The organism is Pseudomonas sp. AC169 (assembly GCF_979258515.1).
In genome coordinates this window covers 3406484-3433219 of record NZ_OZ409866.1, presented here as the reverse complement: position 1 = coordinate 3433219, position 26736 = coordinate 3406484, and the positions used below count along the sequence as shown (strand labels likewise).

Annotated in this window: 13 protein-coding genes, 2 tRNA genes and 3 rRNA genes; 7 read left to right on the top strand and 11 right to left on the bottom strand. The window is 57.7% G+C overall.

Translation table 11 applies throughout. The features are described 5' to 3' along the window. Nucleotides 1–46 precede the first annotated feature (46 nt). From recD to aptA, 10 genes are all read right to left on the bottom strand, one after another. Nucleotides 47–2155 (bottom strand): exodeoxyribonuclease V subunit alpha, encoded by a 2109-nt coding sequence (recD, locus tag ACZZ0G_RS15405; protein WP_463556698.1) that lies wholly within the window; start codon nucleotides 2153–2155, stop codon nucleotides 47–49. Further along, complete coding sequence (gene recB / locus ACZZ0G_RS15400; protein WP_463556697.1) at nucleotides 2152–5841, bottom strand: exodeoxyribonuclease V subunit beta; 3690 nt, start codon at nucleotides 5839–5841, stop codon at nucleotides 2152–2154. Before recB ends, recD begins: the two co-directional genes overlap by 4 nt. Next, complete coding sequence (gene recC, locus ACZZ0G_RS15395) at nucleotides 5838–9290, bottom strand: exodeoxyribonuclease V subunit gamma (RefSeq protein WP_463556696.1); 3453 nt, start codon at nucleotides 9288–9290, stop codon at nucleotides 5838–5840. The genes recB and recC overlap by 4 nt, the downstream gene beginning before the upstream one ends. Before the next feature lie 154 nt (nucleotides 9291–9444). After that, nucleotides 9445–9560, bottom strand: a 5S ribosomal RNA gene (gene rrf / locus ACZZ0G_RS15390). Nucleotides 9561–9712: 152 nt separating this feature from the next. Next, nucleotides 9713–12606 (bottom strand): 23S ribosomal RNA (locus ACZZ0G_RS15385). 234 nt (nucleotides 12607–12840) lie between these two features. Continuing rightward, nucleotides 12841–12916 (bottom strand) — tRNA-Ala (locus ACZZ0G_RS15380). A 10-nt stretch (nucleotides 12917–12926) separates the two neighbouring features. Further along, nucleotides 12927–13003: transfer RNA gene (locus tag ACZZ0G_RS15375), tRNA-Ile, on the bottom strand. 123 nt (nucleotides 13004–13126) lie between these two features. Next, a 16S ribosomal RNA gene (locus ACZZ0G_RS15370) occupies nucleotides 13127–14663 on the bottom strand. The 16S, 23S and 5S rRNA genes sit together here with 2 tRNA genes alongside, the layout of an rRNA operon. 577 nt (nucleotides 14664–15240) lie before the next feature. Beyond that, nucleotides 15241–16734, bottom strand: a complete 1494-nt coding sequence (locus ACZZ0G_RS15365) for a CoA-acylating methylmalonate-semialdehyde dehydrogenase (RefSeq protein ID WP_463556695.1) — start codon at nucleotides 16732–16734, stop codon at nucleotides 15241–15243. A 76-nt stretch (nucleotides 16735–16810) separates the two neighbouring features. Next, nucleotides 16811–18160, bottom strand: a complete 1350-nt coding sequence (gene aptA / locus ACZZ0G_RS15360; protein WP_463556694.1) for an omega-aminotransferase AptA — start codon at nucleotides 18158–18160, stop codon at nucleotides 16811–16813. 138 nt (nucleotides 18161–18298) lie between these two features. On the opposite strand from aptA, the gene ACZZ0G_RS15355 reads away from it, so the two are divergent. From ACZZ0G_RS15355 to ACZZ0G_RS15325, 7 genes are all read left to right on the top strand, one after another. Beyond that, nucleotides 18299–19219, top strand: a complete 921-nt coding sequence (locus ACZZ0G_RS15355; protein ID WP_053116962.1) for a LysR family transcriptional regulator — start codon at nucleotides 18299–18301, stop codon at nucleotides 19217–19219. A 121-nt stretch (nucleotides 19220–19340) separates the two neighbouring features. Next, the gene (locus ACZZ0G_RS15350) at nucleotides 19341–20729 is read left to right on the top strand and encodes a uracil-xanthine permease family protein (protein ID WP_463556693.1); all 1389 of its coding nucleotides are present in this window, start codon (nucleotides 19341–19343) and stop codon (nucleotides 20727–20729) included. A gap of 88 nt (nucleotides 20730–20817) precedes the next feature. Continuing rightward, the gene (locus ACZZ0G_RS15345) at nucleotides 20818–21468 is read left to right on the top strand and encodes a TetR/AcrR family transcriptional regulator (protein WP_463556692.1); all 651 of its coding nucleotides are present in this window, start codon (nucleotides 20818–20820) and stop codon (nucleotides 21466–21468) included. Between the two features lie 7 nt (nucleotides 21469–21475). Then, nucleotides 21476–22057 (top strand): IMPACT family protein, encoded by a 582-nt coding sequence (locus tag ACZZ0G_RS15340; RefSeq protein WP_463556691.1) that lies wholly within the window; start codon nucleotides 21476–21478, stop codon nucleotides 22055–22057. Between the two features lie 558 nt (nucleotides 22058–22615). Then, nucleotides 22616–24163: an ABC transporter ATP-binding protein gene (locus ACZZ0G_RS15335; RefSeq protein ID WP_463556690.1), complete on the top strand. Its 1548-nt coding sequence runs from the start codon at nucleotides 22616–22618 to the stop codon at nucleotides 24161–24163. Between the two features lie 12 nt (nucleotides 24164–24175). Continuing rightward, nucleotides 24176–25282 (top strand): ABC transporter permease, encoded by a 1107-nt coding sequence (locus ACZZ0G_RS15330; RefSeq protein WP_463556689.1) that lies wholly within the window; start codon nucleotides 24176–24178, stop codon nucleotides 25280–25282. Further along, nucleotides 25282–26208: an ABC transporter permease gene (locus tag ACZZ0G_RS15325; protein WP_123594072.1), complete on the top strand. Its 927-nt coding sequence runs from the start codon at nucleotides 25282–25284 to the stop codon at nucleotides 26206–26208. Before ACZZ0G_RS15330 ends, ACZZ0G_RS15325 begins: the two co-directional genes overlap by 1 nt. 59 nt (nucleotides 26209–26267) lie before the next feature. Here the strand turns inward: ACZZ0G_RS15325 and ACZZ0G_RS15320 are convergent, their stop codons facing one another. Then, nucleotides 26268–26684, bottom strand: coding sequence for a hypothetical protein (locus ACZZ0G_RS15320; RefSeq protein WP_463558860.1), 417 nt, complete (start codon nucleotides 26682–26684; stop codon nucleotides 26268–26270). Between the last annotated feature and the right edge of the window lie 52 nt (nucleotides 26685–26736).

The window sequence follows — 26736 nt, the reverse complement described above, 5'->3', positions numbered from 1 at the left end:
GACCTCTGACCAGTTGGTCAGTAATCGCCGCTATTCGTCGGGACTTTCACGCCTTAGGCCCGGCGCCCTCCTCCAGTTCCAGCATCAGTCCGCTCAGGCGTTTGACCTTGCGCTGCACCGCTTCTTCAAACACGCCTGCGCGGGATTCGATCAGGGTGAACCAGTGCTTGGCCCGGGTAATGCCGGTGTAGATCAATTCTTTGGTCAGCACCGGGTTCAAAGCATCGGGCAGAATCAGCGCCGTGTGGGCAAACTCCGAGCCCTGGGACTTGTGCACCGTCATCGCATAGACGGTTTCGACGTCATTGAGACGGCTTGGCAATACGAAGCGCACACCGCCCTGACCATCGTTGCGCGGGAACGCCACGCGCAACACCGGTTTACCTGCGTCAGGTCCTTCGCGCTCGGGCAGTTTGAGGGCGATCCCGATATCGCCGTTCATCAGGCCCAGACCGTAATCATTGCGCGTCATCAGGACGGGCCGGCCTTCGTACCATTGCTGATCGTTTTCAATCAGACGCGCTTTGAGCAACGCAGCGGTGATGCGTTGATTCAGACCTTCGACGCCCCACGGCCCTTTTCGCACGGCACACAGCAACTGGAACGTGTCGAATGCCAGCAGGACTTCGCGGGCCCAAATGACCCAGTCCGGATGTTCAAGTGGCCTGCCCGACGCTGGACGCTGATCACGCAGCAGGCTCAGGTAATGGCGGTAGCCTTGTGGACCGTCGCCATGCCCGTCCAGCAACAGACGCTCAAGTTTGTGATCGTGTTCGCCCTTCAGCTGCAACGAATACACATCGTCGTAGTGACCAGTCGTGAGCAACTGGCGCGCTTCATCCGGCAACTGTTGATTGACCCGGCGCGCGAGCTGACCGATTCCACTGCCCTCGCCGAAGCGCCGAGAGTGGCGCAGCATCACCACTTGCTGAGCCAGCGGATGAGAGCCATCGACGTCCTCATGCAAGCCGCTGCCCTGCAACGACTCACCGCTGACCGACTCCAGCCACTGCCGGGTCGGCGGGCTGTACCAGCCACCCTCGGCGTCACGGCACAAATCCCCCAGCACCGCACCGGCCTCCACAGAGGCCAATTGATCCTTGTCACCGAGCAATACCAGTCGAGCATGGGCTGGCAAGGCATCCAGCAGATTGGCCATCATTTCCAGGTCGATCATCGAAGCTTCGTCGACCACCAACACGTCCAGTGGCAGGCGATTGCCGGCATGGTGGCGGAAGTGTCGGGTGCCGGGACGGCTGCCCAGCAGACGATGCACGGTGGTGACGTCGCAGGGGATTTTCGCCCGCACCTCTTCGCTGACTTCCAACGACTGCACTTGCTGGCTGATGGACTCGGTCAACCGCGCCGCCGCCTTGCCCGTCGGTGCCGCCAGTCGAATGCGCAGCGGGTGACCCGTGGCTACGGCAGGCGCTTGAAGCAAGGCCAGCAAACGCACCACGGTGGTGGTTTTGCCGGTACCCGGCCCGCCGGTGACAATGCTGAAGGCGCCTCGAGTGGCGAGGGCACAGGCGAGCTTTTGCCAGTCGATCACAGCTCCCGCTTTGGCTGATCCGAACAGCTCACTCAGTCGCTGCGGCAGATCGTCCGGTGTCGGCTCAACCTGCTGCAGACGCTGGCGCAACGCCGTATCAATCCGCCGTTCATAGGCCCAGTAGCGTCGCAAATACAGGCGTTTGCCCGCCAACACCAGCGGGCGTTGCTGTGCTGAGTCACTGCTATCTGCGGCCAGTGCGACCAGAGAGCTGCCTGCCAGAACCTTGCACCAGTGAGCGCCATCCAGCGCCTCAAGCAATTGCGAAGGCAGCAGCAACACACCACCTTGCACGTCCCCTTCGGGCGGCAGCGACAGAGCAAAGTCGGGAGCTTTCAGGGTTTCATACAGATCGAGACAGACATGCCCGTGGCCAAGTTGGTGGCTAGTCAGGGCAGCCGCGAGCAACACCAGCGGATCCGTGTCGCGCTCAAGTTCGTGAAGGAACGCCACAAATGCTTTGTCCAGCGCACGCAGCCAGCCGCGCTCGACCCAACGAGTCAGCAATATCAACAGATCATCGGCGCTGGTCAGCGGCGACAGCCGCGACAGACTGTCGGCTGCCAGCGGTGTCGGTAACAGATCGGCAAAGGTGCGGCTCATAGCAGGACTCCCTGTTCCCAGGCGGGTTCGGTCTTGGGTTCGGGTTTTCCTTGAAACATTCGGTCGAGACGCTCGATCAGCTCACGGGGCGGACGAGCGAAATACACGCCGCGACTGTCTGCGCGAGTACCCCGCAGGAAAAGGTACAACGCGCCGCCAACATGCCGGTCGTAATCGTAATCCGGCAGCCGTGCCTTGAGCTGGCGATGCAACGCCAACAGGTACAGCACGTATTGCAGGTCGTAGCGGTTGTCGAGGATCGACTGCTCCATGGCTTGCTCGGTGTAAGCCAGTTCATCCACGCCGAGCCAGTTGGATTTGTAGTCCGCCACGTAATAGCGGCCTTCGTGTTCGAAGGTCAGGTCGATGAAGCCTTTGAACATGCCGTTGAGTTGCACCGGTTCTGCCGCCACACGGGCCACGCCTCTGTGAGTGTGCTGGCGCACCAGTTCGTCGAGTTTGAGTACATCGACTTTATGGCTGGCGAACCAGAACTCCATCTCGACCCGATATTGCTTCAGTTGCTCGAGAACAACCGGCGGTTGCCCGCCAGCGATCGGCAATGGCGATGTGAGCAGATGCTGCAGCCAGTCACTCAGGGTGGTGATCCAGCCTTCCCAGCCACGCAGGTTACAGCGCCGGGCAATGGCGTCTTCCAGTGTCTCGCGGGAAACGGCAAAGCCGTCATCACCGGCCCATTCCAGCAAACCGTGGAGAAATGTTCCCGGATTGGGGCCGCGCGGGAAGCGGTGGATATCAGCGCCGCCGGTAATGATTTCCCGCGGGGCATCGGGGTCGAGGCGTTCGTCATCAAACAGTTTTTGCGCTTGCGGGCTATCCGGTGCTTCATCGCTGCCGACACTCAATACGTCGCTGATGCGCAATGCGCTGTAGGAAGCGATCCACCAGTTTTCACTGGCCTTGCGCTTGGGCAACAGTGTGGCGCTCAGCACGGCGTTATTGCGTGGTGGCTGGTAATGCTCGTCGGTAGGTAGTGGCATTTCATCGGTGTGGATAGCCGGGCAGTCTTGTTGCAGGTCTTGCAGCCAGCGTTTCAGTTCGCTGGACTCGCCCAGCGATGCACCACCGCCGAGCAGATAACCCAGTGCCGAAAGGTGCAGCACCGAGCTGTTGTTATTGCCCCGTTTGAGATCCGTCACGCCCAACCAGCACGCGTGCTGCGCGCGGGTCAGGGCAACGTAAAGCAAGCGCAGATCCTCGGCCAGACGCTCATCATCCGCTTGCGCAATCAGCTCGACAGTCGGCTTGAGACTTATCTGAGCCTTGCCTGCGGTATCGTGGTAATGCAGCGGCAAACGGCTGCCATCCACAGGTTTCGCCGAGCAAATGAACGGCAGGAACACGAGTGGATACTCCAGGCCTTTGGACTTGTGGATGGTCACGACCTTGACCAGTTGTTCGTCACTTTCCAGGCGCAGGATCTGCTCTTCGCCAGCCTGACCGGACACTGCCAGCAGCTCGGCCAGATGACGAATCAGCGCTTGTTCACCGTCCAACTCCGCAGCCGCTTGCTGCATCAATTCCGACAGGTGCAAAAGGTTGGTCAGTACACGCTCGCCATCGGTGCGTGTCATCAAGGTTTGCGGCAGATGGAAGTCATGCAGCAGGCGGCGCAACATCGGCAGCACGCCTTGTTTGCGCCATAACTCGCGATAGCCACGGAACTGCATGACCCGGGTTTCCCATACCAGCTCGTCCTGGTTCAGGCGTTCCAGTTCGGCCAATGGCAGGTTCAGAGTAATACAGGCCAACGCGGCTTTCAGGGAACGCTCGACATCCGGCTCGGCACAGGCCTTGAGCCAGGACAGCAGGTCGTGAGCCTCTTGCGCCGCGAATACCGAATCCTTGTCCGACAGGTAAACGCTGCGCACGCCACGGGCAGCAAGTTCGCCGCGCACGGCCTGCGCCTCTTTGCCATCGCGCACGAGAATCGCGATGTCGGACGGCCTCAGGCCTCTGAAGTCTTTGCCGTCCTGGACGAACCCCGCGCTAGCGCTTTGCCCACCATTGAGCAGCGCGGTAATTTCGCTGGCGCACGCCGCTGCCAATTGTTGGCGATAGACCTCCCCTGACAGTGGTTGGTCGGTGGGTAAATGCCAGATATTCAAAGCCGCGACATCTTGCCCGGCAACCTGCAAGCGCTCCTTGCGGCCTTGAGATTCCACAGGCAGGAACGGCACCGGATTGTCGCCGCTTTTCTCCCGAAACAAAAACGCACCGCGCCCCAGTTCCCGGGACTCGGCGCGTGCGAATACATGATTGACCGCGTTGACCATGCCGTGGCTGGAGCGGAAGTTGGTGCCCAGCGTATGCAGTCGGCCGGTGGTTGCCTGACGCGCGCGCAGGTAGGTGTAGATGTCTGCACCACGGAAAGCGTAGATCGCCTGCTTCGGATCACCGATCAGAAACAGGCCGGTGTCAGGGCTGTTGTCTTCGATACGATAGATGCTCTCGAAGATTCGGTACTGCACCGGGTCGGTGTCCTGGAATTCGTCGATCAGCGCGACCGGGAACTGCTCGCGAATCAACGTGGCGAGGCGTTCGCCACCGTTGGATTGCAAAGCAGCATCAAGTCGCAACAGCATGTCGTCGAAACCCATCTCGGCGCGACGCCGCTTCTCTTCTTCAAAGCGTGCGCCTACCCATTTGGCGGCATGTTGCAGCACGGCGGCATCCGGGGTTGGCAATGCATCGAGACTCGACTTTAGGGCCTGCATGGCGTCCAGGCCGGGATGGCTTGGGGGCGGCCCCTTCCAGGCCTCGGCCATGCCATCGGGAGTCAGTCGGGTGAAGCCGGTGCCGATATCGAGTTGCTCAAGGGACCCGTCTTCAGCCCACGCCTTGAGTTTCTCGAACCAGGGTTCAAAGTAACGCGCTTGCATCTTGCGGCCATCGACAGTCTTGCTGGCGACGCCTTGATGACAGATGGCGAGCAATTCGTCTGCCCATTGGCGCCAGGGCATTTTCAGTTCGATCAGTGCCGCACGACGTTCTTGCAGGCACTCATCGATCAGCTCCGCAGGCGCCTTGCCCTCGTCGCTGTCGCGCTCACTGGCAAACAGGCCACGCACGCGAGGCAACAACGCCGCAGGCCCGCCCCAGTTGCTGCGAACCCAATTCAAGGCATCGTCCTGCATCGGGTAACAGAACAGCCGCCAGTAATCACGCAACACTTCACCGAGCAAGTCGCTGTGGTCGGTTTCCAAAGATTGAGTGAACAAGCTACCGCTATCGAACGCGTGCTCACGCAGCATGCGCTGGCACCAACTGTGGATGGTCGAAACGGCGGCTTCGTCCATCCATTGCGCGGCGACATCCAGGCGGCTGGCACAGCCGGGCCATTGTTGAGTGTCGAATTGGTCACGCAATTCGGCGATCAGTGCATCGGGTGCGGGCGTCTCGTCACGGAAGAATCGAGCGGCCTCGGCCAGACGCGTGCGTATGCGCTCACGCAGTTCCTTGGTCGCGGCGTCGGTGAAGGTCACAACGAGAATCTGCGGCGGTAGCAGTTCACGGCCGAACCTGCTCGACTCGTCGCCATGCCCCAGGATGAGCCGCAAGTACAAAGCAGAGATGGTAAAGGTTTTACCAGTACCGGCACTGGCTTCGATCAACTGGCTGCCCTTTAGCGGGAATGCCAGTGCGAGGGGTGTCTTTGTACTCATGCGCCAGCCCCTTCGGTGGACAGCGAACGCCAAGGCGCTTCGAACAGCGGGCGATACAAGGCGTCACACCAACCGGAAAACGTCTCGTCGGCAAGTAATGCCTCAAAATCGGCAAATTGCCGTGACAACGCCGGGCTTTCGCGGCGCTCACCTTCGCTGGTCTGCCCGTCACCCTCATAGGCTTTTCTGGCGGCCGCTTCGGCCTTCAGCGGGTCGGTCTGAGAGAGCCACGCGAAAGCAGTTTTTACCGCGATCGGCAGTGGCTGTCGCATCCCGGCCTGCCAGGCGAGGAGCAAATCGCCGAGGAACCGTATTGCCCGATCTGGCGCCATGGGTTCAAGCAGCAGCGTGTCATCGCTGGCCACCAATGCTGTGCTCAAGGAAAGCCCGCTGGCGCAAGCCACCAGATGATTAACCCAAGGCTTGGTCAGGCGGTGCCATTTGCGACTTTTGATCGAGCCAATGTTGTTGGGAATGGTCGTGACTGACAACAGGCCATCGTCGGCGCGTTGATGCAAACCGGCGAGCCAGCCTTCAAGGCGCAAGCCCTGCAATTCAAGGTTGACCGGCAACGCACTGTTCAACGGCTTTGGCCAGAGCATGAGCAGTTGCTGATAACGCTGTAGCAAATCGGGCAGAGGCTCGATCAACTCTCGCTGCAGGCACTCGCCGAATCCAGCCATTGGCAACAGGCCGCTATTTTGCAGACGCCGGGCCTGGGCAGTCAGCGCCTGATCGACATCGTGCGGTTGTCTGAGAGCTGCTTCGAGCAGACTGTTGCTCAGCGTATAACGCTGCAATGCGTCAAGCACGAAGGGTTCTTCATCGGCCAGCGGTGCTTCAGCGGCCTCGAAATACACCTTGAGACGCTGGGTGAAAAAGTGCCGAACCGGGTTGCGCAAAAAATCCTGCAGCAAGGCCAGGCTCAACGGCTCTTCTTGTACATAAGGGGTGAGCAATTGCGTTTGGTTTCGAGGCGCCTGCTGTTGATGCAGAACCTGCCATTCGCTGGCATAGCTGAAGAGTGGATCGCCTTCATGAAAATAGCGCGCACTGAACGGTTGCAGCGGATGCTCTTGCGTCAAGGCACTCAACAGATCGCCGCTTTCGTCGGGCAATCGCCAACCGCTGGCGAGGTGATCACGCAACTGACCAATCAACACTGAAGCCGGTCGCTCACTGTTGTCGCGAATACTACGGCCAACCCAACTGATGTAGAGCTGATTGCGCGCAGACAAAAGCGCCTCGAGCAAAAGATAACGGTCGTCTTCACGCCGCGATCTATCTCCCGGACGGTAATCGCTGCCCATGAGGTCGAAGTCCAGAGGAGGCTGCGCACGAGGATAGTCGCCGTCGTTCATTCCCAGCAGACAGACCAGTTTGAATGGAATGGCGCGCATAGGCATCAGCGTACAAAAATTCACGGCACCGGCCAGAAAGCGCTGAGACAAACGCCCCTGGTCCAGCCCGGCGAGCCAGGCTTCGCGAACCACTGTCAGTGGCAGCTCATCCGCCAGACCTACAGCCTCACACGTCTCCAGCCAGGTTTCGCGAAGCTCTTCGAGCTGCGCTAACAAATAATCGTCATGCTCGTTGCTGGCTTTGAAGAACAGTTGCATCAGCGCTTGCAATCGATAACCCCACTCGCTGGGTTGAGCGGGTTGAGTGAGCTGCTGATGGGCGAGTTCCAAGGCATCGAGTAGAGCCACCAACGGCCCGATCAGTGCGGCGTCGAGCCCACCAATTTCATCGTAGGGTTCAATCCCTTCACACGCGTTGGCGCTGCCGACGGCATAACCCAGGAGCATTCGGCGCAGACCGAAATGCCAGCTGTTTTGCTCAAGCTCGTCGGGTAACCCCAGACCCGCTCGCTGCTCGGCATTCATGCCCCAGCGCACACCCGCGCCTTCGATCCAGCGGTGCAGGGTTGGCAGGTCGCGCTCCTCCACACCAAAACGAGCGCGAAGTGCTGGAACGTCAAGCAGGTCGAGGATTTCACTGACCGGGAAACGACTGTCGGGAAGCTTGAGCAGGTGCTCAACCGCGATCAGCAATGGATCACGACCACGCTGCCCCTGATCCGCCAATGTGAAGGGGATGAACCGCGAATCATGGCGATCGAGTTGACCAAACACCGCGCGGATATGCGGCGCGTAGCTATCGATGTCAGGCACCATCACGATTACATCGCGAGGACGCAGATCCGGGTTGGCGCTGAAGCGCGCCAGGAGCTGGTCATGCAGTATTTCGACTTCACGTTGGGCACTGTGGGCAATGTGGAAACGGATCGACTCGTCCTGTGCCAGATCGACAGCAGGCCAGTGTTCACGTGTTTCGTTGAGTGGACGCAACTCGAGGATATCGTCCTGTAGTTGATTGAGCAGATTGTGTGGCTGAGTTTCGCTGAACAGGTCTATGCGGCCGTCGCGGAAAGCCGCCCGATAGCTATTGGGATCGTCATAACTGTCGAGCAGGTTGATGTAGTCTCGACCTTGTTTTCCCCATGCAGCCAATAACGGATGGGCGTGCTGGTGCATTGCATCAGGGTCCAGCACTGCGGGCATTCCGGTCTTGCGCGATTGTCGTTTGTACTGGTGCCGCAACAGATCCTTGTCGGCGACAATATCGGCCCAATGGTGACGGCACGGGTTATGTACACATAACAAGACCTGGCTGAAACGCGCAAGCCCGGCCAGCGCCTCAAGCACTTGGGCAGGCAGCGAAGAGATCCCGAATACAATCACTCGCGAAGGCAATCCCGCTGGGGCCTCGGTGAGGTTGTTGATGCGCTCGATAAACCGTTGGTGAACGCCGGCACGGCTCTGCGCCATACCCTGTTCGCCGACGTCATCCAACAGCGCACGCCACAACTCTGCTTGCCAGCAACTGGTGGGGGGCAGAGGTTTTACTTCACCTCTGACATTGCGCAATTGATGCCGGCCTTCTGCCCAGTCTTCAAGCCAGTCAGCCCGGTACACCTGATATTGGTCGAACAGATCCGCCAAGCGTTCGGACAATTGATAACGCTTGCGCAGGTCGGTGTCATGGGTGAGGAAGCGTTGTAGCGGCTCAAAATGCGGACGATCAATGACCTGGGGAAGCAGGCGCATAAGGCGCCAGGTCAACGGGGCTTTATCGAGAAGGGATTTGGGAGGAATTTCATCTCGGCCCAGCACCATGCGGTACAACTGCCACATGAAACTGCCCGGCAGTTGCACATCAATCGCTGCGGCAATACCGCAACCGCCAAGGTCGTCTTCTTCAGGGTCTTCAGCCAAAGCCAATTTGAGCCATTGGGCAATACCGTTGCTCTGTACCAGAGCGATTTCGTTTTCCAAAGGAGCCAGCGGATAGCGTCGCATAATGCTGATCACAAGGCTGCGCAGTTCGTCCAGGCTGTTGCTCTGGACAACCATGAGTGCAGCGTTGAGGGACTGAGCGTCCGGCATGAGAGATTCCTTGGAAAAGTACGAAAGCCAGGGCAGAACCTTAGCATTGTCGGCAGGTTGTGACAGCCGGACAGCGTCCGTGAGTGCTGTAAGAACTTTCCTGCGGGCAAAACAAAACCCCAACTGCTTTCGCAATTGGGGTTTCGGAATTTAATCTTGACGATGACCTACTCTCACATGGGGAAACCCCACACTACCATCGGCGATGCATCGTTTCACTGCTGAGTTCGGGATGGGATCAGGTGGTTCCAACGCTCTATGGTCGTCAAGAAATTCGGGTACTGAGTCGTGGCCTTGTGGCCTCGCTTCAGCAAATTGGGTATGTGACAGCTAGGTGTTTTGTGAGTCTTTCGAACTTTCGGTTCATTTCGTCTTCACACACCGCAATCTGGTCTCTTCGACGCAAATTGCTTGGGTGTTATATGGTCAAGCCTCACGGGCAATTAGTATTGGTTAGCTCAACGCCTCACAGCGCTTACACACCCAACCTATCAACGTCGTAGTCTTCGACGGCCCTTCAGGGAACTCAAGGTTCCAGTGAGATCTCATCTTGAGGCAAGTTTCCCGCTTAGATGCTTTCAGCGGTTATCTTTCCCGAACATAGCTACCCGGCAATGCCACTGGCGTGACAACCGGAACACCAGAGGTTCGTCCACTCCGGTCCTCTCGTACTAGGAGCAGCCCCTCTCAAATCTCAAACGTCCACGGCAGATAGGGACCGAACTGTCTCACGACGTTCTAAACCCAGCTCGCGTACCACTTTAAATGGCGAACAGCCATACCCTTGGGACCGGCTTCAGCCCCAGGATGTGATGAGCCGACATCGAGGTGCCAAACACCGCCGTCGATATGAACTCTTGGGCGGTATCAGCCTGTTATCCCCGGAGTACCTTTTATCCGTTGAGCGATGGCCCTTCCATACAGAACCACCGGATCACTAAGACCTACTTTCGTACCTGCTCGACGTGTCTGTCTCGCAGTCAAGCGCGCTTTTGCCTTTATACTCTACGACCGATTTCCGACCGGTCTGAGCGCACCTTCGTACTCCTCCGTTACTCTTTAGGAGGAGACCGCCCCAGTCAAACTACCCACCATACACTGTCCTCGATCCGGATAACGGACCTGAGTTAGAACCTCAAAGTTGCCAGGGTGGTATTTCAAGGATGGCTCCACGCGAACTGGCGTCCACGCTTCAAAGCCTCCCACCTATCCTACACAAGCAAATTCAAAGTCCAGTGCAAAGCTATAGTAAAGGTTCACGGGGTCTTTCCGTCTAGCCGCGGATACACTGCATCTTCACAGCGATTTCAATTTCACTGAGTCTCGGGTGGAGACAGCGCCGCCATCGTTACGCCATTCGTGCAGGTCGGAACTTACCCGACAAGGAATTTCGCTACCTTAGGACCGTTATAGTTACGGCCGCCGTTTACCGGGGCTTCGATCAAGAGCTTCGCGTTAGCTAACCCCATCAATTAACCTTCCGGCACCGGGCAGGCGTCACACCCTATACGTCCACTTTCGTGTTTGCAGAGTGCTGTGTTTTTAATAAACAGTCGCAGCGGCCTGGTATCTTCGACCGGCATGAGCTTACGGAGCAAGTCCTTCACCCTCACCGGCGCACCTTCTCCCGAAGTTACGGTGCCATTTTGCCTAGTTCCTTCACCCGAGTTCTCTCAAGCGCCTTGGTATTCTCTACCCAACCACCTGTGTCGGTTTGGGGTACGGTTCCTGGTTACCTGAAGCTTAGAAGCTTTTCTTGGAAGCATGGCATCAACCACTTCGTCACCCAAAGGGTAACTCGTCATCAGCTCTCGGCCTTAGAATCCCGGATTTACCTAAGATTCCAGCCTACCACCTTAAACTTGGACAACCAACGCCAAGCTGGCCTAGCCTTCTCCGTCCCTCCATCGCAATAACCAGAAGTACAGGAATATTAACCTGTTTTCCATCGACTACGCTTTTCAGCCTCGCCTTAGGGACCGACTAACCCTGCGTCGATTAACGTTGCGCAGGAAACCTTGGTCTTTCGGCGTGGGTGTTTTTCACACCCATTGTCGTTACTCATGTCAGCATTCGCACTTCTGATACCTCCAGCAAGCTTCTCAACTCACCTTCACAGGCTTACAGAACGCTCCTCTACCGCATCACCCGAAGGTGATACCCGTAGCTTCGGTGTATGGTTTGAGCCCCGTTACATCTTCCGCGCAGGCCGACTCGACTAGTGAGCTATTACGCTTTCTTTAAAGGGTGGCTGCTTCTAAGCCAACCTCCTAGCTGTCTAAGCCTTCCCACATCGTTTCCCACTTAACCATAACTTTGGGACCTTAGCTGACGGTCTGGGTTGTTTCCCTTTTCACGACGGACGTTAGCACCCGCCGTGTGTCTCCCATGCTCGGCACTTGTAGGTATTCGGAGTTTGCATCGGTTTGGTAAGTCGGGATGACCCCCTAGCCGAAACAGTGCTCTACCCCCTACAGTGATACATGAGGCGCTACCTAAATAGCTTTCGAGGAGAACCAGCTATCTCCGAGCTTGATTAGCCTTTCACTCCGATCCACAGGTCATCCGCTAACTTTTCAACGGTAGTCGGTTCGGTCCTCCAGTTAGTGTTACCCAACCTTCAACCTGCCCATGGATAGATCGCCCGGTTTCGGGTCTATTCCCAGCGACTAGACGCCCTATTAAGACTCGCTTTCGCTACGCCTCCCCTATTCGGTTAAGCTCGCCACTGAAAATAAGTCGCTGACCCATTATACAAAAGGTACGCAGTCACAGAACAAAGTCTGCTCCCACTGCTTGTACGCATACGGTTTCAGGATCTATTTCACTCCCCTCTCCGGGGTTCTTTTCGCCTTTCCCTCACGGTACTAGTTCACTATCGGTCAGTCAGTAGTATTTAGCCTTGGAGGATGGTCCCCCCATATTCAGACAAAGTTTCTCGTGCTCCGTCCTACTCGATTTCATGACTAAGAGATTTTCGCGTACAGGGCTATCACCCACTATGGCCGCACTTTCCAGAGCGTTCCGCTAATCTCAAAGCCACTTAAGGGCTAGTCCCCGTTCGCTCGCCACTACTAAGGGAATCTCGGTTGATTTCTTTTCCTCAGGGTACTTAGATGTTTCAGTTCCCCTGGTTCGCCTCTTGCACCTATGTATTCAGTACAAGATAACCATCTTATGATGGCTGGGTTCCCCCATTCAGACATCTCCGGATCAAAGTCTGTTTGCCGACTCCCCGAAGCTTTTCGCAGGCTACCACGTCTTTCATCGCCTCTGACTGCCAAGGCATCCACCGTATGCGCTTCTTCACTTGACCATATAACCCCAAGCAATCTGGTTATACTGTGAAGACGACATTCGCCGAAAATTCGAATTTCTCAACTAAGAGAACTCACAAATTTTACCTTAGCCTGATCCGTTACCAGTGAAAGTAACGTTCAGTCTATCTTTCTATCACATACCCAAATTTTTAAAGAACGATCTAATCAAAAGACTAGAAATCAATATTCTCAATGGAATACTCATTTCTAAGCTTTCAGAAGCAGTTATATGGTGGAGCCAAGCGGGATCGAACCGCTGACCTCCTGCGTGCAAGGCAGGCGCTCTCCCAGCTGAGCTATGGCCCCATAACAAAATTGGTGGGTCTGGGCAGATTCGAACTGCCGACCTCACCCTTATCAGGGGTGCGCTCTAACCAACTGAGCTACAGACCCAATTTCGAGCGCGTAACTGTTAGCTTGGAGCTATCAGCTTGGAGCTTAAAGCTGCTTCTATCGTCTTCTTCAATGAATCAAGCAATTCGTGTGGGAACTTATGGAGCAGCTGATGTCGTCGATTAAGGAGGTGATCCAGCCGCAGGTTCCCCTACGGCTACCTTGTTACGACTTCACCCCAGTCATGAATCACACCGTGGTAACCGTCCTCCCGAAGGTTAGACTAGCTACTTCTGGTGCAACCCACTCCCATGGTGTGACGGGCGGTGTGTACAAGGCCCGGGAACGTATTCACCGTGACATTCTGATTCACGATTACTAGCGATTCCGACTTCACGCAGTCGAGTTGCAGACTGCGATCCGGACTACGATCGGTTTTATGGGATTAGCTCCACCTCGCGGCTTGGCAACCCTTTGTACCGACCATTGTAGCACGTGTGTAGCCCAGGCCGTAAGGGCCATGATGACTTGACGTCATCCCCACCTTCCTCCGGTTTGTCACCGGCAGTCTCCTTAGAGTGCCCACCATTACGTGCTGGTAACTAAGGACAAGGGTTGCGCTCGTTACGGGACTTAACCCAACATCTCACGACACGAGCTGACGACAGCCATGCAGCACCTGTCTCAATGTTCCCGAAGGCACCAATCCATCTCTGGAAAGTTCATTGGATGTCAAGGCCTGGTAAGGTTCTTCGCGTTGCTTCGAATTAAACCACATGCTCCACCGCTTGTGCGGGCCCCCGTCAATTCATTTGAGTTTTAACCTTGCGGCCGTACTCCCCAGGCGGTCAACTTAATGCGTTAGCTGCGCCACTAAGAGCTCAAGGCTCCCAACGGCTAGTTGACATCGTTTACGGCGTGGACTACCAGGGTATCTAATCCTGTTTGCTCCCCACGCTTTCGCACCTCAGTGTCAGTATCAGTCCAGGTGGTCGCCTTCGCCACTGGTGTTCCTTCCTATATCTACGCATTTCACCGCTACACAGGAAATTCCACCACCCTCTACCATACTCTAGCTCGACAGTTTTGAATGCAGTTCCCAGGTTGAGCCCGGGGATTTCACATCCAACTTAACGAACCACCTACGCGCGCTTTACGCCCAGTAATTCCGATTAACGCTTGCACCCTCTGTATTACCGCGGCTGCTGGCACAGAGTTAGCCGGTGCTTATTCTGTCGGTAACGTCAAAATTGCAGAGTATTAATCTACAACCCTTCCTCCCAACTTAAAGTGCTTTACAATCCGAAGACCTTCTTCACACACGCGGCATGGCTGGATCAGGCTTTCGCCCATTGTCCAATATTCCCCACTGCTGCCTCCCGTAGGAGTCTGGACCGTGTCTCAGTTCCAGTGTGACTGATCATCCTCTCAGACCAGTTACGGATCGTCGCCTTGGTGAGCCATTACCTCACCAACTAGCTAATCCGACCTAGGCTCATCTGATAGCGCAAGGCCCGAAGGTCCCCTGCTTTCTCCCGTAGGACGTATGCGGTATTAGCGTTCCTTTCGAAACGTTGTCCCCCACTACCAGGCAGATTCCTAGGCATTACTCACCCGTCCGCCGCTGAATTAAGGAGCAAGCTCCTGTCATCCGCTCGACTTGCATGTGTTAGGCCTGCCGCCAGCGTTCAATCTGAGCCATGATCAAACTCTTCAGTTCAAACATCTTTGGGTTTTTAAGAAACCCTAAACTTGGCTCAGCAATCGTTGGTTACACCTTTGATTTCTCGCGGAGTAACTTGTGATGCTGATAATCTTGTTGACTATCAGTCTGACTCCACAAGCACCCACACGAATTGCTTGATTCAGTTGTTAAAGAGCGGTTGGTTAAGATCTTTCGTCTCAACCGAGGCGCGCATTCTACAGCAGCCTCATTTGCTGTCAAGTGATTATTTTCAGAAGTTTTCGAAGAATTCTTCAACAACTTCAACCACTTGCGCTTCCGATCTCTCGTCAGCGGGAGGCGAATTCTACAGCGTTACACGCTGCTGTCAACACCTCTTTTTCAACTTCCTTCTGGCTTCGATAAACTGAAGCAACCTGCTGCCGAAACCTACATAACTCATTGAATCTCAAGGAGTTTTCCGTTTCGACTGCGCCGGAAGTGGGGCGAATTATAGACATCTGAGATCTGCCGTCAACACCTATTTTCATAAATCTGTCACATCGGTCAAAAAACCCCGAAAATACGAAGGCCGACCCCCAAGGGGTCGGCCTTCCTTGCCCTGCTCTTCTACTTAAAGGCTAGGGAATGCGAATTGCGAAGCCTCGTGGCTCGCCCGCTGCGGCCAGCGCTGAGTGATCGCCTTGCGACGGGTATAGAAACGCACACCGTCCGGACCATAGGCGTGCAGGTCGCCGAACAGCGAACGCTTCCAGCCGCCGAAGCTGTGGTAAGCCACCGGCACCGGCAGCGGTACGTTAACGCCAACCATGCCGACTTCGATCTCGTCACAGAACAGACGCGCCGCTTCACCGTCACGGGTGAAGATGCAGGTGCCGTTGCCGTATTCGTGATCGTTGATCAGTTGCATGGCCTCTTCCAGGCTGTTCACGCGAACGATGCACAGTACCGGGCCGAAGATTTCTTCTTTATAGATGCGCATCTCTGGGGTGACGTTGTCGAACAGGCAGCCACCGAGGAAGAAACCTTCTTCATGACCGGCCACGCTGAACCCACGACCGTCGACCACCAAGGTCGCACCCGCCGACACGCCGTCATCCACATAACCGCTGACTTTGTCGCGCGCCTGACCGGTTACCAGTGGGCCCATGTCCAGACCGCACGAAGTGCCGGCACCGATTTTCAGCGCTTGAATCTGTGGAACCAGTTTCGCTATCAGCGCATCCGCAACCTGGTCGCCGACACAAACGGCAACCGAGATCGCCATGCAGCGCTCGCCGCACGAACCGTACGCTGCGCCCATCAGTGCGCTGACCGCGTTGTCGAGATCGGCATCCGGCATCAGCACTGCATGGTTCTTCGCGCCGCCCAGTGCCTGAACGCGTTTACCGCGCTTGGTGCCTTCGGCGTAGATGTATTCGGCAATCGGCGTCGAACCGACGAAGCTCAGCGCTTTGACTTCCGGTGCTTCGATCAACGCGTCAACGGCAGTCTTGTCACCGTGCACCACGCTCATCACGCCTTTCGGAAGACCGGCTTCCAGCAGCAACTGAGCAATCAGCAGTGTCGAGCTTGGATCACGCTCGGACGGTTTGAGGATGAAGCAGTTGCCGCAGACGATCGCTAGCGGGTACATCCACAGCGGGACCATGGCCGGGAAGTTGAACGGGGTGATCCCGGCAACGATACCCAGCGGCTGGAAGTCCGACCATGCGTCGATGTTCGGGCCAACGTTGCGGCTGTACTCGCCCTTGAGGATTTCCGGGGCCGCGCAAGCGAACTCGACGTTCTCGATGCCGCGCTTCAATTCACCGGCGGCGTCTTCCAGCGTCTTGCCGTGTTCTTCGCTGATCAATTGCGAGATGCGCGCTTCGTTCTGTTCCAGCAGTTGCTTGAAGCGGAACATCACCTGCGCACGTTTGGCCGGTGGCGTGTTGCGCCACGCCGGGAACGCAGCCTTGGCGGCATCGATGGCTTTCTGGATGGTTGCCTGACTGGCCAGTGGCAGCTTGTGGATAGCCTGACCGGTGGACGGGTTGAACACATCAACCGCACGACCGTTCTCGGTCACCAGTTCGCCATTGATCAAATGCGGAATAACGCTCATCGAAAACTCCTGAATTTTGGTCCACAGACGCCCGCGAGGGGCGCCGGTTGTTTGTACTTATATATAGAGGGAAAAATCAGTCGAGCTTGTTCAGCACTTCGCCGACCGCGTCGAACAGACGATCGAGGTCTTGCGGCTTGCTGTTGAAGGTTGGGCCGAACTGCAGGGTGTCGCCGCCAAAGCGTACGTAGAACCCGGCTTTCCACAGGGCCATGCCCGCTTCGAACGGACGCACGATCGCGTCACCGTCACGCGGGGCAATCTGGATCGCGCCGGCCAGACCGAAGTTACGAATGTCGATAACGTTCTTCGAACCTTTCAGACCATGCAGCGCGTTCTCGAAATGCGGCGCCACTTCGGCGACGCTCTGCACCAGGTTTTCCTTTTGCAGCAGGTCGAGTGCCGCCAGGCCAGCGGCGCAAGCCACCGGGTGCGCCGAGTAGGTGTAGCCGTGGGGGAATTCCACGGCGTATTCCGGGGTCGGCTGATTCATGAAGGTCTGGTAGATCTCGGAGCTGGCAATCACCGCGCCCATCGGGATCGCGCCGTTGGTGACTTGCTTGGCGATGCACATCAGGTCCGGGGTCACGCCAAAGGTGTCGGCGCCGAACATGTTGCCGGTACGGCCGAAACCGGTGATCACTTCGTCGAATACCAACAGGATGTTGTGCTGATCGCAGATCTCGCGCAGACGTTTCAGGTAGCCCTGCGGCGGCACCAGTACGCCAGCGGAACCGGCCATTGGCTCGACGAATACGGCGGCGATGTTCGAGGCATCGTGCAGTTCGATCAGCTTCAGCAACTCATCAGCCAGTGCGATACCGCCCTGCTCCGGCATGCCACGGGAGAACGCATTGCTCGCCAGTAGCGTGTGCGGCAGGTGATCGACGTCCATCATCGATTGACCGAACAGCTTGCGGTTGCCGTTGACGCCGCCGAGGCTGGTGCCGGCAATGTTCACGCCGTGGTAACCACGGGCACGACCGATCATTTTGGTTTTGGTCGACTGGCCTTTCAGGCGCCAGTAGGCACGGACCATTTTCACCGCAGTGTCAGCGCACTCGGAACCCGAGTCAGTGAAGAACACGTGGTTCAGGTTGCCCGGGGTCAGCTCGGTGATTTTCTCGGCCAGTTGGAACGACAGCGGATGACCGTACTGGAAGCCCGGCGAGTAATCGAGGGTGCCCAACTGTTTGGAGACCGCTTCCTGAATTTCCTTGCGGGTGTGGCCTGCGCCGCACGTCCACAGACCGGACAGCGAGTCGTATACCCGACGGCCCTTGTCATCGATCAGCCAGCTGCCTTCGGCGCCAACGATCAGACGCGGATCGCGCTGGAAGTTGCGGTTGGCGGTGTATGGCATCCAGTGCGCGTCCAGCTTCAGTTGGCTGGCCAGTGGCGACGGCGCGTTTTCAGGCATGTTCATCGGGCAAAACCTCGCAGGGCATAAGCGTCAGGGAGATAAAAAGCGTTGTTGCAGCTAAATTGCCACGCGGATAAAGTCGGTGAAATTCAACTCTTCTAACCTTCAGTTAGAACTTTGCTAAACAATGAGAACAATAAGATGAGCAGCCGCCGCCCCGATCCGCTGGCCCAGGTCAGTGACTTTGATATTCGCTTGCTGCGGATTTTTCGCAGCGTGGTGGAATGCGGCGGCTTCTCGGCGGCGGAAACCGTGCTCGGCATCGGTCGCTCGGCGATCAGTCAGCAGATGAGCGATCTGGAGCAGCGTCTCGGTTTGCGCCTGTGCCAGCGCGGTCGCGCGGGGTTCTCGCTGACCGAGGAAGGTCGCGAGGTGTATCAGTCGGCGCTTCAACTACTGAGCGCGCTGGAAAGCTTCCGCACCGAGGTCAACGGCCTGCACCAGCATTTGCGTGGCGAGTTGATCATCGGCCTGACCGACAATCTGGTCACCCTGCCCCACATGCGCATCACCCACGCCCTCGCGCAGTTGAAGGAACGCGGGCCGGATGTGCAGATTCAGATCCGCATGATTGCGCCGAATGAAGTTGAGCAAGGCGTGCTCGATGGGCGTCTGCATGTCGGCGTGGTGCCGCAGGCCAGTGCGTTGTCGGGGCTGGAGTATCAACCGCTGTACAGCGAGCGTTCGCTGCTTTATTGCGCGGTGGGGCATCCGCTGTTTTATGTCGATGACAAGCAACTCGATGACGAGCGTTTAAACAGTCAGGACGCGATCGCGCCGACGTTTCGTTTGCCGGCGGATATCCAGGCGCATTACCAGGCGCTCAATTGCACGGCCAGTGCTTCTGACCGTGAGGGTATGGCGTTTCTAATTTTGACCGGACGTTACATTGGATATCTACCGGATCACTACGCCAGTCTCTGGGTACAGCAAGGTCGCTTGCGTGCTTTAAAAGCAGGAACGCGGTTTTACGATTTGAGTCTGGCATCGGTCACGCGCAAGGGGCGGCGCCCTCATTTGGTGCTGGAAAGCTTTTTGGAGAGTCTGGCGGCGACGCGCTGAAAATCCTCCGAGGCCCGCCAGCGTTGGTGCTTGGCGACAAATTCGACAAATAACCTGAGCAAGTGGACAGTTTTTTGCAAAGCAGGATCAACCCCGATCCTTCAACAAGAAGCCTTCAGCCATGCAGCCAGATTCCGCACCGTCCAGCGACCTGATCTACGGCCTCAACGACCGCCCCAAACCGCTCGCCGCCACGCTCGCGGCGTTGCAACACGTGCTCGCCAGTTTCGTCGGCATCATCACCCCACCGCTGGTGATTGGTTCGGCACTCGGGCTGACCGTCTATTTGCCCTACCTGATCAGCATGGCGTTGATGGTCTCCGGCGTCGGTACGTTTATTCAGGCGCGGCGGCCGTTCGGGATTGGCGCGGGGATGATCTGCCTGCAAGGCACCAGTTTTGCCTTTCTTGGTGCGGTGCTGTCGGCGGGGTTTCTGGTCAAGCAACGCGGCGGCAGCCCGGAAGACATTCTGGCGATGATTTTCGGTGTGTGCTTTTTCGGCGCGATGGTGCAGATCGTCCTCAGCCGTTTCATCGGCCAATTGCGTCGAGTCGTTACGCCGCTGGTGACCGGTATCGTCATCACCCTGATCGGCATCAGTCTGATCAAGGTTGGTATTACCGATCTGGGCGGTGGTTTCAATGCAGCGGACTTCGGCGCGCCGGGCAATCTGGCGCTGGGCGTGTTTGTGTTGCTGACGATCATTCTGCTCAACCGCTCGAACACGCCGTGGGTGCGTTTGTCGGCGATCATCATCGGTTTGCTGCTCGGCAGTCTGGCCGCGTGGTTCAGTGGGAAACTGGTGCCGCAGCCGTTGCCTGACTTGCCACTGGTGAGTTTTCCTACGCCGTTCAAGTTTGGCTTCAGCTTCGACTGGACGGCTTTCCTGCCGGTCGCGCTGATTTATCTGATCAGCACCATCGAAACCGTCGGCGACCTCACCGCGAACTGCATGCTCGCTCGCCAGCCCATCAGTGGCCCTTCTTATATATGCCGCCTGCGCGGTGGCGTGCTCGGTGATGGCGTGAGCTGCATGATCGCCGCGACCTTCAGTGCGTTCCCCAACACCACGTTTGCGCAGAACAACGGCGTGATCCAGTTGACCGGCGTGGCCAGCCGCTACGTCGGGTTGTACATCGGCGCAATCCTGTTTTGTCTCGGTATGTTCCCGATGATCGGCGCGGTGCTGCAACAGATTCCGAAACCAGTGCTCGGCGGCGCGACCCTGGTGATGTTCGGCGCGGTGGCCGCAGCCGGCGTGCGCATCCTCGCGCAGTCACCGCTGGATAGGCGCAGCATGTTGATCATCGCCACCTCGTTCGGCGTCGGCCTGGGCATCGCCGCACAACCGAACCTGCTGCACCTGCTGCCGAAACTGGTGCAGAACCTGTTTGATTCGGCGATCACCAGCGGCGGTCTGACCGCAATCATCCTGTGCCTGTTGCTGCCGGAGTCGAAAACCGAGGCCGCTGAAGCGCACGCATCGCTGAACAAGATCGAACAGGCGTAACGGTTTTATCGCTCAAACACTTGTCGGATGCCTGTGGGTGCGCTATCAACGCAACTGGTTGCACCCACAGACAAACCCGGAAGTGCCTATGACCTTTGAAGTCCCAGCCCATGGCGGCAAACCCGCCAGCCGCATTCGTCAGAAAAACGAAGAGACCATCCTCAAAGCCGCCGAAGACGATTTCGCCCGTCACGGTTACAAAGGCACCAGCATGAACACCATCGCGCAGAATGCCGGGTTGCCCAAGGCCAACCTGCATTACTACTTCACCAACAAGCTTGGATTGTACGTGGCGGTGCTGAGCAACATCATCGAGCTGTGGGACAGCACCTTCAACACACTCACGGCCGAGGACGATCCGGCCGAAGCATTGACTCGCTATATTCGCGCGAAAATGGAATTTTCCCGTCGCCAGCCGCAGGCCTCGCGGATCTTTGCGATGGAAGTGATCAGCGGTGGCGAATGCCTTAGCGAATATTTCAACCAAGACTACCGCGCCTGGTTTACCGGTCGTGCGGCGGTGTTTCAGGCGTGGATCGATGCGGGCAAAATGGACGCGGTCGACCCGGTGCACCTGATCTTTCTGCTATGGGGCAGCACTCAGCATTACGCCGACTTCGCCACGCAGATCTGCCGCGTCAGCGGTCGCAGCAAGTTGACCAAGCAAGACATGGAAGACGCCGGCAACAACCTTATCCGCATCATCCTCAAAGGCTGCGGCCTCACTCCTCCTCTATAAGACGTTTATGCCTTTCACCCTCAGCGGTTTTTGCGAGTACCGCGAAGAGATTCGCAAAAGCCGCTTTATCACCTTCGCCACGCCGATCGGCAGCCCTGCCGAGGCCCAGGCATTTTTTGAACAGCACAGCGACTTGAATGCCTCGCACAATTGCTGGGCGTGGAAACTCGGCGATCAATATCGCAGCAATGACGATGGCGAACCGGGCGGCACGGCCGGGCGACCGATTCTGGCGGCGATTGAAGCGCAGGATTGCGATCAGGTCGCGGTGCTGGTGATTCGTTGGTACGGAGGGATTCAACTCGGGACCGGCGGTTTGGCCCGGGCGTATGGCGGTGGTGCGAACAAATGTTTGCAGACGGCGGCGAAGGTTGAGTTGATCAGTCGGGTGGCGTTGAGTTGTGCTCGTGGGTTTGCCGAGTTGGCGTTGGTGAAATTGCGCGTGGCGGATCTCGGTGGATTGGTTGTGGAGGAGAACTTCACGGCGAACGGCGTCGAGTTGAAATTGGCGGTGGGTGAGGCGCAGATCGAGTTGTTGCAAAGCCAATTGGCAGATCTGAGTCGTGGGCGGATTTTGTTGCAGCGGTAAGCCAGATCGCAAGATCGTCCCCAGGCTGCGATCTTTTAGGGCATACCCCGTTTTCCTTATTCCACAGACTTGCCCACATCTGCTGTGCACCCGACTGTGGATAACCTGAGCACATTCCGCTGTAACCCTTCTGTCACGTGGCTTTGCGCGGTTTGTTCACTTTTCGTTCAATTCACCCGACGAACTGAAAATTTCAAACAGAAACAGTCAGTTAGCGTCGTTTATCACCAATAGAAAGAAAGCACCGCAGTGCTTATGCCCGGGTTTGCAGCTTGCGCACAATAACTGTGGAACAAGCTGTGGATAACCCGTTCATGGCTGGCGCAGTCGCAGGTGCTGCCTAGTCCCCAAGGGTTTGCTCGTTTTTTGATCAGTTACCAACGGGCAAAACTGGAGCCGGATCAACGGCTTTGCTCTGAATTGGTGCCGGGCACAGGCTCTTTTTACCTGGAATGCTCTACACCAGCGGCTGGCACACGCGGCCCGCTCGCGTTCCTGACTCAATGGCCAGGAAATTGCTTTATCCACAGGCACAACTCCAAGCAAGTCGAGCCTGTCATGCCCATTGCTCCCGTAACCCCGCGCCTGCAACTGCGCCACATCAGTAAACGCTACCCCGGTTGTCTGGCCAACGACGCCATCGACCTGACCATCGCTCCCGGAGAAATCCACGCCCTGCTCGGCGAAAACGGCGCGGGCAAAAGTACCTTGATGAAGATCATCTACGGTGTCACCCAAGCCGATGCCGGCGAGATGCTCTGGCAAGGTCAGCCGGTGAATATGCGCAACCCGGCGCAGGCGCGGCAGTTGGGCATCGGCATGGTGTTCCAGCATTTCTCACTGTTCGAAACCCTCAGCGTGGCGCAGAACATCGCGCTGGCAATGGGCGCGGCGGCCGGGACACCGAAACAACTGGAGCCCAGGATTCGCGAAGTATCGCGCCACTACGGCATGGCGCTGGAGCCGGAGCGACTTGTCCACAGCCTGTCGATCGGTGAGCGGCAACGGGTGGAGATTGTTCGCTGCCTGATGCAGGACATTCGTTTGCTGATTCTCGATGAGCCGACCTCAGTGCTGACCCCGCAGGAAGCCGACGAATTGTTCATCACCCTGCGCCGCCTCGCCGCCGAAGGCTGCAGCATTCTGTTTATCAGTCACAAACTCGGTGAGGTGCGCGCGTTGTGTCACAGCGCGACAGTTCTGCGCGGCGGTCGAGTCGCCGGTCATTGCCTGCCGGCCGAATGTTCGGATCAGCAATTGGCGCAGTTGATGGTTGGCGAAGCGGCAGCGTTGATCAGCGATTATCCGAAAGTCAGCGGCGGCGCGGCGTTTTTGCGGGTGAGCGGGTTGAGTTGGCATAACCCGGATCCGTTTGGTTGCTCGCTGACTGATATTGACCTGGAAGTATGCAGCGGTGAAATCGTCGGCGTCGCTGGCGTTGCTGGCAATGGACAGGACGAGTTGCTCGCCCTGCTCAGTGGCGAACAAACCTTGCCTCGGGCCGAAGCGGCAACCCTTCGATTCGCTGAGCAGAATGTTGCCGACTTGCGCCCGGACGCGCGGCGCAAACTGGGTTTGGCGTTCGTCCCCGCCGAACGCCTCGGCCACGGCGCGGTGCCGGAATTGAGTCTGGCGGACAACGCCCTGCTCACCGCCTTCCAACAAGGCTTGGTCAGCCACGGTTTGATCGAGCGCGGCAAAGTCGAAGCTCTCGCCCAGCAAATCATTCAGCGCTTCGGCGTGAAAACCCCGGACACGCACACCGCTGCGCGCAGCCTGTCCGGCGGCAACTTGCAGAAATTCATCCTCGGCCGGGAAATCCTCCAACAGCCAAAACTGCTGATCGCCGCGCACCCAACCTGGGGCGTCGACGTCGGCGCCGCCGCGACCATCCACCGTGCGTTGATTGCGTTACGCGATGCGGGCGCGGCGATTCTGGTGATCTCAGAAGATCTCGACGAACTGTTCCAGATCAGCGACCGCCTCGGCGCGTTGTGCGGCGGACGGCTGTCGGCGTTGCACAACACCGGCGACACACAACTCAGCGACGTCGGCAGCTGGATGGCCGGCCAGTTCGACAACCCACCTTCCGCCGCCACGGTTTAACGGAGTTTCAACATGCTGCTTTCCCTCGAACCCCGTGGCCAGCAATCGCGATTGATGCTGTGGTGCTCGCCGTTGTTGGCAGCGGCGCTGACACTTGGCTGCGGCTCGCTGCTGTTCATCGCCCTCGGTCACGACCCGCTGCAAACTTTGCACACGCTGCTGATCGCGCCGGTCAGCGATTTGTATGGCGTCTCCGAACTGCTGGTCAAGGCGCTGCCGATTCTGCTTTGCGCGCTGGGCCTGGCAGTGGCGTATCAGGCGCGGATCTGGAACATCGGCGCCGAAGGTCAATTGCTCTTCGGCGCGCTCGCCGGGAGTGCCTTGGCGGTGAACATCATCGACATGCAAAGTCGTTGGGCGCTGGTATTTATTCTGCTCACCGGCACCGTCGCAGGCGCGGCGTGGGCCGGACTTACCGCGTGGTTGCGCACACGCTTCAATGCCAACGAAATTCTCACCAGCATCATGCTCAATTACATCGCGCTGAATCTGCTGTTGTTCTGCGTGCACGGGCCGCTGAAGGATCCGGCCGGATTCAACTTTCCCGAATCGGCGATGTTCGGCGACGCCAGCCGTTTGCCGCTGCTGATGGAGGATGGCCGCGTGCATGCCGGGGTGTATTTCGCCCTGCTCGCACTGGTCGTGGTGTGGGTGTTGCTGCAGAAAAGCTTTGTCGGTTTCCAGATCAAAGTGCTCGGGCTGGACAAGCGTGCGGCGGGGTTTGTCGGCTTTCGCGAGAAGCGCTTGATCTGGCTGGCGCTGTTGATCAGCGGCGGCTTAGCCGGGCTCGCGGGTGTCTGCGAAGTGACCGGACCGATTGGCCAATTGGTACCGCAGGTTTCGCCGGGGTATGGCTATGCGGCGATTACCGTGGCGTTTCTTGGCCGACTGAATCCAATCGGAATTCTGTTTTCGAGTTTGCTGATGGCGCTGCTGTACATCGGTGGCGAGAGCGCACAAATGACGATGAATCTGCCGCAAGCAATCACCCAGTTGTTCCAGGGAATGATGCTGTTTTTCCTGCTCGCCAGTGACGTGCTGATTCTCTATCGGCCACGCCTGAACCTGCGCTGGGCGAAGCGCACTTCGACCACCGCCGTAACTGCCGGAGCGCTGTGATGGATATCGATCTGTTGAGCAATATTTTCTACGCCATGGTGCGTTGCGGCACGCCGCTGTTGCTGGTGGCGTTGGGTGAACTGATCTGCGAGAAGAGCGGCGTGCTCAATCTTGGGCAGGAAGGGATGATGCTGTTTGGCGCGGTGATCGGTTTTATCGTTGCGCTGAACAGCGGCAACCTGTGGCTCGGCGTGTTGTTGGCGATGCTCGCGGGGATGTTGCTGTCGTCGCTGTTTGCCTTGGTGGCACTGGTGTTCAACGCCAATCAGGTGGCGACCGGATTGGCCCTGACGATTTTCGGTGTCGGACTGTCGACCTTTGTCGGCGCGGCCTGGGTGGGTAAACCGCTGGCCGGTTTTGAGCCGTTGGCGATTCCTTATCTGAGTGAGATTCCGCTGATCGGACGGATGCTGTTTGCCCAGGATTTGCTGGTGTATCTATCGTTCGCGCTGTTTGCGCTGGTGGCGTGGGTGATCGTCAAAAGTCGTGTCGGTTTGATCATTCAAGCGGTCGGCGAGAACCCGGATGCGGCCAGTGCGATGGGGCTGCCGGTGTTGACCGTGCGCACGTTGGCGGTGCTGTTTGGCGGGGCGATGGCCGGGTTGGCCGGGGCGTATTTGTCGCTGGCGTACACGCCGATGTGGGCGGAAAACATGACCGCCGGACGTGGCTGGATCGCGCTGGCGCTGGTGGTGTTTGCCAGTTGGCGGGTGTGGCGGTTGTTGCTCGGGGCGTATCTGTTTGGCCTCGCCAGCATCCTGCATTTGGTGGCGCAGGGGTTGGGGCTGGCGATTCCGTCGAGTTTGCTGGCGATGCTGCCGTACGTGGCGACGATTGTGGTGTTGGTGCTGTTGTCGCGGGATGCGTTACGCACGCGGTTGTATGCGCCGGTGTCGCTAGGGCAGCCTTGGCAGGCGGGGCATTAAGAGGTGAATTTACTGGCCTCTTCGCGAGCAAGCTCGCTCCCACAGTTGACCGAGTTCACTCAAATCCCCTGTGGGAGCGAGCTTGCTCGCGAAGGCGTCCGCACAGGCAACGCCTGAGCGATGCCCCACGCCAGTTCGAAAACCAGGAAAACCAACAAAATCGAACTGGCACCGTGGAGCAAGGCGTACGCTTGCCAAGCCGCAAACAAAAATCTGGCCACCGCGTCATACCGTCCATAAAGCGCCTGCGGATCACAAATCCGCAGCACCGCCCAAACGCACACCACCGAACCCAACAGATTCGCCATCAACATATGCACAGGCTGAAACGCCGGCAGTTCGCCGGGCAAATTCAGTGCGCTCAACAACCCGTGCACAAGCGCAAAACTCCACGGCGTGGCAAACGCCGCCGTGACGATCAAGTCATACCAGGCACTGCCGCGCACCACGTTGCGATATTGCGTTGAAGTCCACATCATCCATGCTCCAGAAATTTGAGGAGCAACCACGGTAAAGCCTGGAGTATGC